The 13,443-nt window shown below is 67.9% G+C and carries 15 protein-coding genes and 2 pseudogenes; 7 read left to right on the top strand and 10 right to left on the bottom strand.

The window, feature by feature from the left end; translation table 11 throughout:
- Positions 1-67: 67 nt before the first annotated feature.
- Positions 68-1,078 carry an IS3 family transposase gene (locus AB8998_RS08400; RefSeq protein WP_369737451.1) on the bottom strand — a complete coding sequence of 337 codons (1,011 nt, stop codon included), beginning with the start codon at positions 1,076-1,078 and terminating at the stop codon, positions 68-70.
- Between the two features lie 170 nt (positions 1,079-1,248).
- Here AB8998_RS08400 and AB8998_RS08395 point away from each other — a divergent pair, with 170 nt between their 5' ends.
- Positions 1,249-2,484 (top strand): IS256 family transposase, encoded by a 1,236-nt coding sequence (locus AB8998_RS08395; RefSeq protein WP_369741377.1) that lies wholly within the window; start codon positions 1,249-1,251, stop codon positions 2,482-2,484.
- A gap of 52 nt (positions 2,485-2,536) precedes the next feature.
- On the opposite strand, the gene AB8998_RS08390 is transcribed toward AB8998_RS08395, so the two are convergent.
- Complete coding sequence (locus tag AB8998_RS08390) at positions 2,537-2,929, bottom strand: transposase (protein ID WP_369737450.1); 393 nt, start codon at positions 2,927-2,929, stop codon at positions 2,537-2,539.
- Between the two features lie 42 nt (positions 2,930-2,971).
- Between AB8998_RS08390 and AB8998_RS08385 the strand changes: the two genes are divergently transcribed.
- Complete coding sequence (locus tag AB8998_RS08385; protein WP_369737449.1) at positions 2,972-3,457, top strand: nuclear transport factor 2 family protein; 486 nt, start codon at positions 2,972-2,974, stop codon at positions 3,455-3,457.
- A 21-nt stretch (positions 3,458-3,478) separates the two neighbouring features.
- On the opposite strand, the gene AB8998_RS08380 is transcribed toward AB8998_RS08385, so the two are convergent.
- Genes AB8998_RS08380 through AB8998_RS08370 form a run of 3 tightly spaced genes read right to left on the bottom strand, consistent with a single transcriptional unit; the run spans position 3,479 to position 4,349 of the window.
- Positions 3,479-3,625, bottom strand: a complete 147-nt coding sequence (locus tag AB8998_RS08380) for a hypothetical protein (protein ID WP_369737448.1) — start codon at positions 3,623-3,625, stop codon at positions 3,479-3,481.
- Between the two features lie 16 nt (positions 3,626-3,641).
- A complete protein-coding gene (locus AB8998_RS08375) occupies positions 3,642-3,857 on the bottom strand; it encodes a DUF5302 domain-containing protein (RefSeq protein WP_369737447.1) in 216 nt (71 codons plus the stop codon).
- 48 nt (positions 3,858-3,905) lie between these two features.
- Complete coding sequence (locus AB8998_RS08370; RefSeq protein WP_369737446.1) at positions 3,906-4,349, bottom strand: PPOX class F420-dependent oxidoreductase; 444 nt, start codon at positions 4,347-4,349, stop codon at positions 3,906-3,908.
- Between the two features lie 46 nt (positions 4,350-4,395).
- Here AB8998_RS08370 and AB8998_RS08365 point away from each other — a divergent pair.
- Positions 4,396-4,666: pseudogene (locus tag AB8998_RS08365) on the top strand (DUF1697 domain-containing protein).
- 24 nt (positions 4,667-4,690) lie between these two features.
- Here AB8998_RS08365 and AB8998_RS08360 read toward each other — a convergent pair.
- Positions 4,691-5,068: an Rv1152 family transcriptional regulator gene (locus AB8998_RS08360; RefSeq protein ID WP_369737445.1), complete on the bottom strand. Its 378-nt coding sequence runs from the start codon at positions 5,066-5,068 to the stop codon at positions 4,691-4,693.
- A gap of 38 nt (positions 5,069-5,106) precedes the next feature.
- Between AB8998_RS08360 and AB8998_RS08355 the strand changes: the two genes are divergently transcribed.
- Positions 5,107-5,820 carry an NAD-dependent deacylase gene (locus tag AB8998_RS08355; protein WP_369737444.1) on the top strand — a complete coding sequence of 238 codons (714 nt, stop codon included), beginning with the start codon at positions 5,107-5,109 and terminating at the stop codon, positions 5,818-5,820.
- A gap of 74 nt (positions 5,821-5,894) precedes the next feature.
- Here AB8998_RS08355 and AB8998_RS08350 read toward each other — a convergent pair whose 3' ends face one another.
- Positions 5,895-6,533 carry a class I SAM-dependent methyltransferase gene (locus tag AB8998_RS08350; RefSeq protein WP_369737443.1) on the bottom strand — a complete coding sequence of 213 codons (639 nt, stop codon included), beginning with the start codon at positions 6,531-6,533 and terminating at the stop codon, positions 5,895-5,897.
- A 55-nt stretch (positions 6,534-6,588) separates the two neighbouring features.
- Positions 6,589-8,568, bottom strand: a pseudogene (locus AB8998_RS08345) (MMPL family transporter); the annotation flags it as partial.
- Positions 8,569-8,868: 300 nt separating this feature from the next.
- On the opposite strand from AB8998_RS08345, the gene AB8998_RS08340 reads away from it, so the two are divergent.
- Positions 8,869-9,000, top strand: a complete 132-nt coding sequence (locus AB8998_RS08340; protein ID WP_116526608.1) for a hypothetical protein — start codon at positions 8,869-8,871, stop codon at positions 8,998-9,000.
- A 149-nt stretch (positions 9,001-9,149) separates the two neighbouring features.
- On the opposite strand, the gene AB8998_RS08335 is transcribed toward AB8998_RS08340, so the two are convergent.
- Together AB8998_RS08335 and AB8998_RS08330 are read right to left on the bottom strand one after the other, a co-directional pair.
- Positions 9,150-9,914 (bottom strand): 3-hydroxyacyl-CoA dehydrogenase, encoded by a 765-nt coding sequence (locus tag AB8998_RS08335; protein WP_369737442.1) that lies wholly within the window; start codon positions 9,912-9,914, stop codon positions 9,150-9,152.
- 53 nt (positions 9,915-9,967) lie between these two features.
- A complete protein-coding gene (locus AB8998_RS08330; protein ID WP_369737441.1) occupies positions 9,968-11,050 on the bottom strand; it encodes a CaiB/BaiF CoA transferase family protein in 1,083 nt (360 codons plus the stop codon).
- 122 nt (positions 11,051-11,172) lie between these two features.
- On the opposite strand from AB8998_RS08330, the gene AB8998_RS08325 reads away from it, so the two are divergent.
- Together AB8998_RS08325 and AB8998_RS08320 are read left to right on the top strand one after the other, a co-directional pair.
- Entirely contained in the window at positions 11,173-11,976 is an 804-nt protein-coding gene (locus tag AB8998_RS08325) for an enoyl-CoA hydratase (RefSeq protein WP_369737440.1), read from the top strand.
- Positions 11,977-12,050: 74 nt separating this feature from the next.
- Entirely contained in the window at positions 12,051-13,397 is a 1,347-nt protein-coding gene (locus AB8998_RS08320) for a DUF2867 domain-containing protein (RefSeq protein WP_369737439.1), read from the top strand.
- The last annotated feature ends 46 nt before the right edge of the window (positions 13,398-13,443 follow it).

Genomic DNA, 13,443 nt, shown 5'->3' with positions numbered 1-13,443 from the left:
GCTCGTCACTGCCTATTGCCGGGCCGTCGACCGCGCCGGAACGTGTCAAGGTCGGTGAGACAGTTTCTTACGCGGATTTGATGAGTGCTTCCGGGGTTGGTTGGTTGATCCAGGCGACGGTGGGCAGCTTCGGTGGAGCGGGCCGCCGGTGCCGGAATCTAGCGGGGTTAGCGGCGTAGGCCGCATCCAGCGTGGCGGCACGTTGGGCCTGGATCTCGTTTGCGGTGCCGTAGTGCACCGATGCAACGGTGTGTAGGCCCACGCCGCTGTGGCGATGCTCATGGTTGTAGTAATCGAAGAATGTCGTGCAGAAGGCGCGGGCATCTTCGATCGAGCCGAACCGGCCCGGGAACGCCGGGCAGTACTTGAGGGTCTTGAAATTAGCCTCCGAGTAGGGATTGTCGTTGGACACGTGCGGGCGGCTGTGGCTGCGGTCCACCCCCAGGTCGATCAGCAACTGGGCGACCGGCTTGGAGGTCATCGAGGTGCCGCGATCAGCGTGCAAGGCCAACTGGCCGCGGGCGATGCCGTGACGGGCCATGGTGTCGGCGATAAATGCTTTGGCCAACTCACCGTCCTCAACTTCTGCGATGATCCAGCCGACGACGTAGCGCGAGAAGATGTCGATAATCACATAGAGTTGATAGAAGATACCCCGTTGTGGCCCTTGCAATTTCGTTATACCCCAGGACCAGACCCGGTTTGGTGCGTTAGCGATCAGCTCGGGTTTCTTGCGCGCCGGATGGGTGCGCTGGCGACGCCGCTCGCGGTTCTCCCCGGCAATGGCCAGTAGCCGGTACATGGTGCGAATCGAGCACAGGTAGACACCATCATCAAGCAGTCGCGCCCACACCTGCGCCGGCGCCAGATCGCAGTACTGCTCTGAGCGCAGCACCGTCAGAATCTGCTGGCGTTCGGCCTCGGTGAGCTTATTCAGTGGCTCGGGCCGCACCCGCCGTGCCGGCCGTGGTGGTGGGTTGCGGTGGCGGTGGAGCGTGGCCCGCGATGCACCCAGCAATTCGCACGCCCGTTTGGTGCTGGTTGCGGCCTCCAGGTCGGGCAGGTGCTCGCCGATCACGGCTTGGACTTCGGCTCGAAATCCGCGCTCTCGGAGAGCATCGGGCGTGTCATTCCATCTGTGTAAGTCCGGGGTGGTCCATCATCGGACCGCCGTTGGGCGGACAGAAGGAGTGTTTTGTGACCAAGACCATGCAGATGCCGGCTGAGGAGACGACCGCGGCGCGGCGGCTGGCCGAGATGTTCACCGAAGAGACGCTGGACTCGTTGATTAAGGATGCGGTGAAGACCGGGACCCCGATCGACGGCGCGGACGGTTTGCTGAACCAGCTGACTAAGGCCGTGCTGGAGCGGGCGCTGAATGCGGAGCTAACCCACCATCTGGGCTATGAGGCCGGCGATCCGGCCGGACGCGGATCGGGAAATTCGCGCAACGGCACCACGCCGAAAACGGTGACCACCGTCAACGGCCCGGTGCAGATCGATGCGCCGCGTGATCGCAACGGCTCGTTTGAGCCGGCGATTGTGCCGAAGAAGACCCGCCGGCTCAACAACATCAATTCGGTGGTGTTGTCGCTGTATTCACGGGGAATGACCACCCGCGATATCGAAGCCCACCTGCAGGAGGTCTATGGGGCGTCGGTGTCGCGGGAGTTGATCTCCAATATCACCGAGGTGGTGGTCGATGAGATCAAGGCCTGGCAGGCCCGCCCGCTCGATGAGGTCTACCCGATCCTCTACATCGATGGGCTGCGGCTGCGGATCGGCGACAACGGGGTCATCACCACCAAGGTCGCCTATTTGGCCATTGGCGTGGATCTGGAGGGCCGCAAACACGCCTTGGGCTGCTGGATCCAGGACTCCGAGGGGGCGAAGTTCTGGCAGAAGGTCGTCATCGACCTGCGCAACCGCGGGGTGCGCGACATCCTCATCGCCTGCTGCGACGGGCTGACCGGTCTGCCTGATGCGATCCGCTCGATCTATCCCGATACCGTGGTGCAGACCTGCGTCGTGCACGTCATTAGGAATGCGATGCGCTTCGTGTCTTATAAGGACCGCAAGAAGGTCGCCACCGCGATGCGGGCGATCTACAGTGCGCCGACCGTCGATGGAGCCGAACTCGCACTCAAGGAGTTCGACCAGCAATTCGGCGCCCAATATCCGGGTGCAATTGACGTGTGGCACAACGCCTGGGGGGAATTCGTTCCGTTCCTGGACTATCCGGTGGAGTTGCGCAAGATCGTCTACACCACCAATGCGATCGAGTCGATCAACTTCCAGTTGCGCAAGATCACCAAGAACCGTGGTCATTTCACGGACAAGGACGCCGCGATGAAGTTGCTGTACCTCGGGCTGCGCAACATCTCCAGCGAGAGAGGAGGCTATTCGGGTACTGGAACGCACAACTGGACTGTGGCGCTCAACACACTCGCCAGACTATTCCCTGGGCGAATCCCATTGTGCTAGAATACAACTCGTAGTCAAATCACCTCTGACTTACACAGAAATCGTGACAGGCTCAGAGCATCTCCAAGAGCGCGTGTGCTTTTCCCGTGATCTCCAGCGCTAGCTTGGTCCGATCCAGCTCAGCCTGCAGTTGCGTGGTGCGCCGCCGCAGCTTGTCCAACTCGACCTGCTCAGCGCTGCGCTTCGGCTTGCCCTTCGCCGACAAACCCTCCCGAGCGCCGGCATCACGGGCCTTTCGCCATTCGGCGATATGCGAGCTGTACAGGCCTTCACGGCGCAGCAACGCACCACGCTCCGACGAGCCCACCGACAGCGCGTCGTACTCGTCGAGGATGCGGGCCTTGTACTCGGCGGTGAACGTGCGCCGCCGCGCCCGAGCACCTGGATCGGGCACGTTGTCCACTTGGTCATTATCACTGCACCCGTCCAGGGATGCGATCGTCATAGTCACGGAAAATGGTGATCCTGTCTCGCCCTGTAGCGATGATTGGCTACTGCTGCTGTCTCACTTAACCCTGTCACACAGGGCGCCGACTATGAGACGCTTCGCAGCCTCTACCACTCCGACGCGACCGACTCTCACGGGTCGTTCTCGACCGGCGGCGTCGAAGAGTTCATCGCGCAACTACAGGCCGCGGAGCCGTATGTGCTTGTGTCTCAACACAACATCACCACGACGAACTTCGTGATCGACGGAGACACAGCCCGTGGCGAAATCTACTGCCTGGTTTTTCACACCTTCGCCGGTCCCGAAAACGACGTGGACGTCATCATCGGCGGCCGGTACCTGGACAAGTACACCAAACACGACGGCCGCTGGAAGTTCAGCCAACGCACCATCGTGGCGGACTGGGCATATCAAAATGACCCGTCGCAAGTGAACTTCGGACACCCGAGCACCCGGGGAAGCCTGCGCGGCAAACCGGGCCAAGCCGACCCTTCGATCAGCCTGTTCACAACGCCCCAGAGCTGAACCGTCTCAATTCGGCACCTGCTAGTCGAGCAGCATGCCGACCAGCAACGCGACGGCGGCCGGGTCTTGGACGAGGTGCAGTTTCGGCGCCCGTGCGGTCCAGAACCGGGGAGAAGCCCCGGCGCAGCCCAAAAGCGCCCCCGACACCACAGAACGGATGCCGCTCAACGGTATTCAGCGGCACTCAGCCACTCTTGCGACGGAACTCCCGACGGTTCTCCACCGGCCCGTGCGTCCGCGGCTGCCTGCCGCCGCCGTCTTTGTGGGCGGAGCCGCCGGACGCCTTGGCCATCTTGCGGTCGAGGGCTTCGCGGAACTTGCGCTTGTTCTCGTCCTCGGACTCCCCCGAGGCCGCATCCGTGGGTGCCGTTTCTTCTCGCGGAGAGCTCGACTCAGCCATACCGGAAGCTTAGCCCCGTCGCAGCCGCCGCAGCGGTAGACGGCGCGGTCAACGCCTGCCCGGCGGCATGCCGTAAATGTGGGAGATCGGCAGCGTCAGCACGACCCGCCGATCGGTGACCATCGCCTGCCGGTATTCGTCCCAGTCCGGGTGTTCCCCGGCGATGTTGCGGTACAAGGCGATCAGGGCCTCGACGGTGTCGTCGTCGGGCGCGGCCGCCGGCGGCGTCAACGCCGCCGTGCCCTCGGCGACGGCATACGACCACCCGTCGTCGGCGTCGACCAGCAGCGACGCCCGCGGGTCGCGGCGCAGGTTGCGGGTCTTGGCCCGCGGCTCGGTGATCGACACCCGCAACACCGCTTCCCGCGGGTCGAAGTGATACTGCACATTGGACAGCTGGGGGCGTCCGTCCCGTTTGATCGTGGCCAGGACCCCGATGGAGTTCCCACTGATCACGGCCAGCAATTTGTCGTCGAAGACCTGACGTCCCATGCCGAAAGACTACGTCGCGGGCACGCGGTCCTGGTTCGATGGGGGCATGCCCCACTACGCGGCCTTCCTGCGCGGCGTCAACGTCGGCGGCGTCAACCTCAAGCTGGCCGACGTGGCCGCCGCCTTGACCGACGCCGGATTCGCCGGCGTGTGCACGATCCTGGCCAGCGGCAACGTACTGCTGGACGCGCCGGAGGCGCGGAGTGCCCAAGGGCTCCACCCTGAACAGCACGATCGGCAAGACGATGGGAAAGGCGCGGTACAAGTCGACGACCACGACCCGCAACCTGCGCACGCTGACGAAGGTGCTGCGCTGAGCGGACGGAGGCCCGCCGCTAGCGCTAGCGCGCGTCCCGTTCCTCGGGCACGGCCTCGATGTAGCGCAGCGCGTCGTTCTTGCCCAGTCCCAGGCCCCTGGCCACCTGGACGTACTCCCGCGCCGCGGCCGCCATCGCGGCGTCCGTCGGGTCGTAGCGGGCGATGAAAGTGCCGAAGCGGCCGCGGGTTTCGACGATCGCCGCGCTCTCCAGCTCGCGGTAGGCGCGGGCCACCGTGTTCACGGCCACGCCGAGTTGGCCGGCCAGCTCGCGGACGGTCGGCAGGCGGGTGCCGGGCGGCAACGCACCTTCCCGGACCCCGTCGATCACCTGCGTTCTGAGCTGGTCGAACAGGGGCTTACGCCCCTTCACGTCGACCCGCAACCAGTCAGCCAGCTCCACGCCCCCAGTATCCACCCCGCGCCGACTATGTTGGGGGGATGCGCGTAACGGTGCTCAGCGGCGCGGGGATCTCCGCGGAGAGCGGCGTGCCCACCTTCCGCGACGACAAGAACGGTCTCTGGGCCCGCTTCGACCCCTACGAGCTGTCCAGCGCCCAGGGTTGGCGCGACAACCCCGAACGGGTCTGGGGTTGGTATCTGTGGCGCCACTACCTGGTGGCCAACGTCGAGCCCAACGCCGGACACCGCGCCATCGCCGCCTGGCAGGACTACGCCGAGGTCAGCGTGATCACCCAGAACGTCGACGACCTGCACGAGCGGGCGGGAAGCACAGCGGTGCACCATTTGCACGGCAGCCTTTTCGAATTCCGTTGCGCTCAGTGCGGAATCGCCTACGCCGGCGCGCTGCCCGAAATGCCCGAGCCGGCGCTGGAGGTCGAACCCCCGGTGTGTCACTGCGGCGGTCTGATCAGACCGGACATCGTGTGGTTCGGGGAGCAGCTGCCCGACGCGCCCTGGCAGCGCGCCGTCGAGGCCACCGAGGCCGCCGACCTGATGGTGGTGGTGGGAACCTCCGCCGTCGTCTACCCGGCGGCCGGGTTGGCCGATCTGGCGCTGTCGCGCGGCACGGCCGTCGTCGAGGTCAACCCCGAGGTCACCCCGCTGTCGGCAAGCGCGACGATCAGCATTCACGAGACGGCGAGCCAGGCGCTGCCCGAGCTGCTACAGCGACTGCCCGCGCTGTTGGGTTAGCTCCCTTGTCACGGCGCCAAGCCGCCGCCACCAACTCCGCGCTGAGCACAGGCTCGGCGACGAGAAATTGAGCGTCATGGTCGGCGTGCTCTGCCCAGCGCCAACTCCGACACCGGCAACGGCGCCCAGGCCGGCAGCGTCTCCTCCCGCCGGGCGGTTTGCACCTCGAATCCGGCCGCGACGATCTCGCGCTCGGTGTCGCGATGGGTGTGACAGTTGCCGAACAGCCGCGGCCACACGGTCGCGTCGGCAAACCGCTGCAGCCGCCCCCGCATCCCGCGGCTGGCCACGTGCTCGAGGTAGCGCAGCTCGCCGCCCGGCCGCAGCAGCGAATGCAGGCGTTGGAGCACGTCGCCGGGGTCGGCCACCGAGCACAACACCAGCGAGCACACCACCGCGTCGAACGGTTCACCGCCGCTGAAGGCCTCCACGGTGTCGCCGTGCACCACGACCCGAACCGGTACCACGTCCGCCGCGGCGCGGGCCTGGACCGTCAGCCGCTGCTCGGGCTCCACGGCGACCACCTCGTCGACCGACTCGGGGTAGTGCGGAAAGTTCGTCCCGATGCCCGCGCCGACCTCCAACACGCGGCCGCTCAGGCCCGCCAGATTCTCCCGGCGCAGTGCCTTGATCGCCTCGACCTCGTGCGCGGCGATGTAGGGCCAGATCCGGGCGAAGAACGGGTTGTCGACCGCTGCCCCAGCTGATGCCATGCGCGTCACCCTTCCGCACCGCGAATACCGACGATCGCCACGCTAACCCATGCGGGGCGTTGGCTTCGGCCGGGTTCAACGCCGTGGCCTGCCGGGCGGCCCCGGACGCCACCCAGTACTCGCGGATCCGGGCCATCAGGAACACCTCGTAATCCATGGACAGGCCGAACGCGATGCAGAAGAGCAGCACCGGCATGTTCGCCACCAGCGTCCCGCTCGGCGTGGTCCCCAACGCACCGAGGTGGCCGTCCTGGAAAATCCACACCAGCGCGCCGAAGGCCGCGCTCAGGGACAACACGTTGCACATCAGCGCCTTGACGGGCAGCACCACGCTGCCGGTCAGCAGGAACAGCAGAACGAAGGTGACGACGGCCATCAAGCCCAGGACCAGCGGCAGCCGATCGGTCACCGCGTCGACGCTGTCGCGGTTGATCTGGGCGACGCCGGCCATCTCGACGGGCCGGCCGGCGGGCCCGCTGACCTGGTGCAAACGCCTCAGCTGGGTATCGGAGGCCCGGGTGAACAGCGGCACGCTGCTGTCCACGGTCAACAGGGCGCTGCCGTCTTCCACCCCGGTCGCCGCGGCGGGCGGCCCCACCCGGTTGCCCGCCACGAACGACCCGCCCGGCGCCGACACCCCCGAGACGCCGGGGACCTTCGACAGGGCGGCGGCGTAGGTGTCGAGGGCCTCGGGGCTGAGCCCACGGGCATCGGGGACGACGATCGGCACGGCCGCGGCGGAATCGTGGGCGAAGTCGTGACGCAACTGGTCACCGACCTGATGGGCCGACGCCGACCGCGGCAGCACCCGGTCGTCGGGGAATCCCCACGTCACGCCGGCGAACGGCAGGCCGAGCAGCACCAGCACCGCGATGACGGCCAGGCCGATCGGCGCCCAGCGCCGCATCACAAATTTGCTGGAGCGGTACCAGAACAGCTGCTCGACCGGCTTGCGTGCCGGATCGGCGCTCCCCTTGCTCATGGGCAGGATCCGGCGCAGCAGCGCGCGCACGTCCAGCGCGTCCAGGCGCGGGCCCAGCAGCGCGATCGCAGCCGGGGTTATCACGATCGACGACGTGGCGACGAAGGCCACGGTGGCCACCCCCGCATAGGCGAACGACTTGAGGAAGTACATGGGGAACGCCACCGTCGCCGACATCGACAACGCGACGGTGACCGCGGAGAACAGCACCGTGCGGCCGGACGTGGCCATGGTCCGGATGAGCGCCTCGTCCCGGTCGGCGCCCTCGGCCAGCTCGTCGCGGTACCGGCTGACGATCAGTAGCGTGTAGTCGATGGCCAGAGCAAGACCCAACGCCGTGCTCAGGTTCAGCGCGAAGATGGATACCTCGGTGGTATAGGTGACCAGCCGCAACACCGACATCGACCCGACGACGGCCAGCGCGCCCAGGGCCATCGGCAACGCCGCCGCCAGCAATCCGCCGAACACCCAGACCAGCACCAGGAAGCTCAACGGCAGGGCGATCATCTCCATCACCAGGAGGTCGTCTTGGTTCTGCTTGTTGATCTCGGCGTACTCCATCGCCGAGCCGCCGGCCAGCATGGTCACGCCGTCGCGGTCGTGGACGAATTCGTCGGCCAGCTGCTGGGCGTTGGTCTGAACGTGGTTCTCGCCGCCTTTGAGGTTGACCACGATCAACCCCGACTTACCGTCGGTGCTGACCATGTCCGCGGCGCTCTGCGGGGGCGCGGTCCAGGCCGAGGACACGTTGTACACCAGCGGCGAGCGTTCCAGATCCGCGACGAGGCCCGTGGCAACCCGCCGCGCCTGCTCGCTGTGGGCGCCCGCGGGGGCGGTCACCAGGATCAGCATCTTCTGACCGCTTTGCCCGAACTTGCTGGTCAAGACCTTGATCGCGCGGGCCGACTCCGCGCCTGGGTCCTGGAAGCCGCCGGGCGACAAGCTCTCGGCGACGGGGATGCCGAAGACCGCCGCGGCCACGAACAACAGAAGCGCCGCCCCGATGATTCGGCGCGGCGCGGCGATGGCCAATCGTGCGATTCGTTGCAGCATGTCGGCGTTCTCCCCCAGCCGGTCGCGTGCGCCCACCCCGATGGGCCTTGCTTAGGGTCAACTTACATGTGCCGAACAACGCTGTTCACGTAATCGACGGATACGGGCACCGAAGGGTTCAGCGTCGTTTTCAAACCGGCGCGGCCCTAAGAGTCCGGCCAGAAAACTGGGCAGCGAATAAGCCGGTCGGCGGCACGATCGGGGGTTCGACGCGCGAGTAACCTACCCGCGGGTAAATTGCCACCATTTTCCGAATCGCGACTCAAAGATTCCTTAAACGTGGCCCATACGCTCTGTGTCATGTGGATCGACGACTCGAGTGCCGACGTCATCAAAGCCGACTTCGAAGCCCTCTACCACGGCGACATGTTGGTGGAAGGGGAGACCTCGGAGCAGTTCGAGGACTGGCACCCCCTCCCGACGGCGAGCTGACCTCCATGAGTGTGCTCGCACGGCTTTTGATGGCCGAACCCGCTATCACCCGGTGGTTCCGTCGATAGATCCGGAGGTCTTCTCCGGGTCAGCCCCCCGCGATGCGGGGGGCTTTCGTTTTCCCGCCGACCCGGGACTGGGGGCGCCCGTCAGCGCGGGGCCATGCGGATGGCGCCGTCCAACCGGATGACCTCGCCGTTCAGCATCGGGTTCTCGATGATGTGCACCGCCAACGCCCCGTACTCGTCGGGCTTCCCCAGCCGCGACGGGTGCGGTACCTGCTTGCCGAGCGACTCGCGGGCCGGTTCCGGCAGGCCGGCCAGCAGCGGGGTGTCGAACAGGCCCGGGGCGATGGTGACCACCCGGATGAGCCGGCTGGCCAGATCGCGCGCGATCGGCAACGTCATCCCCACCACGCCACCCTTGGACGCCGAGTAGGCGGCCTGGCCGATCTGCCCGTCGAACGCCGCCACCGACGCGGTGTTCACGATGACCCCGCGCTCCTGGCCGTCCGGGGGGCCGACTGGCTCGGTCCTGGCGATCCGCTCGGCGGCCAGTCGCAGCACGTTGAAGCTCCCGACCAGGTTGATGTCGACGATCTTGCGGAACGCGTCCAGCGGGAAGACGCCGTCCTTGCTCAGCACCCGGATGGCGTTGCCGGTGCCGGCGCAGTTGACCACCATGCGCAGCGGACCCATCGCCTCGGCGATGTCCAGCGCGCTGGTGACGGCGGCCTCGTCGGTAACGTCGGCCGGCGCGAAACGCGCCCGCTCGCCGAGTTCGCGAACCACGTGCTCGCCCCGCAGGTCCAGCACGACCACCTGGGCTCCGGCGTCCAGCAGGCGGCGGGTGGTGGCCAGGCCCAGGCCCGAGGCCCCGCCGGTGACGATGGCGACGGCGTCCTTGATCTCCATGCGAATCCTTCCCTGATCCCAGCGGTTTGGCCCACCAACCTGTTGGTCGGGGACTATACCCAGTCCTTCAGAATGGCCTCGGCGTCGGCCACCGGAGCGGCCGCACGCGGCTTCTCGGGCGCGGTGCGCGAGAACCGCGGCGCCGGCCGCGGCTGCAGGCTCCCGCCGACCTCGTAGAACGTGTTGCGCTCGGTGATGTGCGGTTCGGTCTGCACCTCGCCGAACGCGAGCACCGGCGTGACGCAGGCGTCGGACTCGGCGAACACCTTCGCCCAGTGGTCGCGGTCACGGCCGGCGAAAGCCTCGGTCAGCACCGCCCGCAACTCCGGCCAGCGGGTGACGTCGTTCTGCCCGGGCAGGTCGGCCCCCTCGAGACCCAGGCCGGTCAGCAAGGCGGCGTAGAACTGCGGCTCGATGGCCCCTACGGCGACGTAGCGGCCGTCGGCGCACTCGTAGGTGTCGTAGTAGGGCGCGCCGCCGTCGAGCAGGTTGGTGCCGCGGTTGTCCGACCACATGCCGGAGGCCCGCATCTGCCACATCATCTGGACGAGCACGCTGGAGCCGTCGACCATCGCGGCGTCGATGACCTGGCCCTTGCCGGAGCTCTGCCGCTCCCACAGCGCCGAGAGGATGCCGACCAGCAGGAACATCGAGCCGCCGCCGAAGTCGCCGACCAGGTTCAGCGGCGGCACGGGCCGCTCACCGACCCGGCCGATCGCGTGCAGGATGCCGTTGAGCGAGATGTAGTTGATGTCGTGCCCGGCCCGCTGGCTGCGCGGCCCGGTCTGCCCCCAGCCCGTCATCCGGGCGTAGATCAGCCGATCGTTGACCTCGGCGCACTGCTCCGGCCCGAGGCCGAGGCGCTCGGTGACGCCGGGCCGGTAGCCCTCGATCAGCACGTCGGCCTTCGCGACGAGCCGCAGCACGAGGTCGCGTCCCGCGTCGGACTTCAGGTCGGCGGTAACGACGCGCCGGTTGCGCATCATGGCGTCCTTGGCGACACCACCGGGACCACTCGAGGGCCGGTCGATGCGCACCACGTCTGCGCCCAGGTCCCCCAGGATCATCGCCGCATGGGGGCCGGGTCCGATACCGGCCAACTCGACGACACGCAGTCCACTCAGCGGTCCCGCCACGATGCACCGACCTCTCGTCCGCTCCGACGCCTTCGACCGGCGGTGTAGGTCGAACTACCGGCCGTTGGCATCTTTGCAGCCGCCCGTGAGAGCCGCGCACCCCGGTCGCTTAGGGTGGCCCCATGGAACCCGGCATCGACACGCTGACGCCCGTCGAGGGCCTTGCCGTCGCGCTGTCCGACGGCGTGCTGTCGGTCACGATCGACCGGCCCGAGAGCCTCAACTCGCTGACCACCCCGGTGCTGGCCGGCATCGCCGACGCGATGGAACGCGCGGCCTCCGATTCCCGGGTCAGCGTGGTGCGCCTAGGTGGTTCGGGCCGCGGCTTCTGCTCGGGGGCCGGGATGAGCGCCGACGACCTGGCAGACGCCGGTCCGGGAACCGAGGTCCTCGAGCAGGCGAACCGCGCCGTGCGGGCCATCACCGCGCTGCCCCGGCCGGTCGTCGCCGTGGTGCACGGGCCAGCTGCCGGTGTGGGGGTGTCGCTGGCGCTGGCTTGCGACGTCGTATTAGCTTCGGAGAAGGCGTTTTTCATGCTGGCCTTCACGCGGATCGGCTTGATGCCCGACGGTGGCGCGTCGGCGTTGGTCGCCGCGGCGATCGGCCGGATCCGCGCGATGCGCATGGCGCTGCTGGCCGAGCGGTTGCCGGCCGTCGACGCGTTGTCCTGGGGCCTGGTCTCCGCGGTGTATCCGGCGGACGACTTCGACGCCGAAGTCGACAAGGTGGTCGCCAAGCTGTTGGCCGGTCCGGCCGCGGCCTACGCCAAGACCAAGGACGCCATCAACGCCGCCACGCTGACCGAACTGGAGCCGGCCCTCGAGCGTGAGCTCGACGGGCAGGCCGTCCTGTTGCGGTCGCACGACTTCATCGAGGGCGCGACGGCGTTCCAGGACCGCCGCACTCCTCAGTTCAGCGACCGTTGACCGCTTAGCGGTCCCCGGAAGCGGCAATCCCAGCCTGCGTCAGCTCCGAATGGCCGGCGAGGAACGGAGAAGCGATGGCAGAACGAGTTCGCTGCCTGGTAACGGGGGCGACCGGCTACATCGGCGCCCGGTTGGTGCCGCGACTGCTGGACGAGGGCCATCAGGTTCGGGCGCTGGCCCGCAACCCGGACAAGCTGGCCGACGTGCCGTGGCGGGACCAAGCCCAGGTGGCGCGCGGCGACCTCGGCGACGTCGAGTCACTGGTCGCAGCGTTCGACGGCATGGACGTCGTGTACTACCTGGTCCATTCGATGGGGGCGTCGAAGAATTTCGCCGCCGAGGAATCCCGGGCCGTCGGCAACGTCGTGACAGCCGCACGTCGCACCGGGGTGCGGCGGGTGGTGTACCTGAGCGGCCTGCACCCGGAGGGCCGCAAGCTCTCGCCGCATCTCGAGTCGCGCAAAGCCGTGGGCGAGGCGCTGATCGACTCCGGCATCGAAACCGTGGTGCTGCAGGCCGGGGTGGTCGTGGGGTCGGGGTCGGCGTCCTTCGAGATGATCCGGCACCTCACCGACCGGTTGCCGGTGATGACCACCCCCAAGTGGGTGCACAACAAGATCCAGCCCATCGCGGTGCGTGACGTGCTGCACTACCTGGCCGCCGCGGCGACGGCCCCGGTGCCCGCTGGGGAGGGGTCGCGCACCTGGGACATCGGGGGGCCCGACGTCCTGGAATACGGCGACATGATGCGGGTCTACGCACAGGTGGCCGGCTTGTGGCCGCGCCGGTTGGTCGTGCTGCCGTTCTTGACGCCGACGATCGCCAGCCTCTGGGTGGGAGCGGTGACCCCGATCCCGCCCGGGCTGGCGCGGCCCCTGATCGAGTCGCTGGAATGCGACGCGGTGATGCGCAACCACGACATCGACGGGCTCATCGCGCCGCCGCCGGGCGGGCTCACCGACTACCGCCGCTCGGTCGCGCTGGCACTCGACCGCGCCAAGCGGGGCCTGACCGACGCCACCTGGGACTCGCTGCTGTCCGCGCCGGCCGAGGCGCTGCCCAGCGACCCGGACTGGGCCGGCGAGGTCGTCTACACCGGCGTGCGGACCGCCGTGAGCGGCGCCGCGCCCGCCGACGTGTGGCGGGCGGCCGAGAGCGTCCTGGGCGGCCGCGCACATTGGGCGGTGACCGAGCGCGAGCCCGGCCGGCTGCTGCGGCTGCGCGGGACCCGGCGCCGACCGGGGCGGGCCTGGCTCGAGATCTCGGTGGCGCCGCGCGACGGCGGCGGAACCACCTACACGCAGCGGGCGATCTTCCTGCCGGCCGGCATCGTCGGGCGGCTGTACTGGTGGCTGACGCGGCCCCTGCACACCGCCGGGATGCACCGCCTGGCCCGCCGGATCGTCGACGCGGCGCGGTAGGCAGGCGAACGGGGTTCTCGGGTGGGCGAGATCGACCTTTTGCAGC

It is taken from the genome of Mycobacterium sp. HUMS_12744610 (genome assembly GCF_041206865.1).
Taxonomy (GTDB): Bacteria; Actinomycetota; Actinomycetes; order Mycobacteriales; family Mycobacteriaceae; genus Mycobacterium; species Mycobacterium servetii.
The sequence above is the reverse complement of the archived record's forward strand: the minus strand, read 5'-3'. Positions and strand labels throughout refer to the sequence as shown.

Coding starts and splice junctions, on each gene's coding strand:
- AB8998_RS08320 (WP_369737439.1), top strand. CDS start 12,051: ATGGCAGAACGAGTTCGCTGCCTGGTAACGGGGGCGACCGGCTACATC.
- AB8998_RS08335 (WP_369737442.1), bottom strand. CDS start 9,914: ATGGAGATCAAGGACGCCGTCGCCATCGTCACCGGCGGGGCCTCGGGC.
- AB8998_RS08350 (WP_369737443.1), bottom strand. CDS start 6,533: ATGGCATCAGCTGGGGCAGCGGTCGACAACCCGTTCTTCGCCCGGATC.
- AB8998_RS08355 (WP_369737444.1), top strand. CDS start 5,107: ATGCGCGTAACGGTGCTCAGCGGCGCGGGGATCTCCGCGGAGAGCGGC.
- AB8998_RS08375 (WP_369737447.1), bottom strand. CDS start 3,857: ATGGCTGAGTCGAGCTCTCCGCGAGAAGAAACGGCACCCACGGATGCG.
- AB8998_RS08325 (WP_369737440.1), top strand. CDS start 11,173: ATGGAACCCGGCATCGACACGCTGACGCCCGTCGAGGGCCTTGCCGTC.
- AB8998_RS08390 (WP_369737450.1), bottom strand. CDS start 2,929: ATGACGATCGCATCCCTGGACGGGTGCAGTGATAATGACCAAGTGGAC.
- AB8998_RS08370 (WP_369737446.1), bottom strand. CDS start 4,349: ATGGGACGTCAGGTCTTCGACGACAAATTGCTGGCCGTGATCAGTGGG.
- AB8998_RS08340 (WP_116526608.1), top strand. CDS start 8,869: ATGTGGATCGACGACTCGAGTGCCGACGTCATCAAAGCCGACTTCGAA.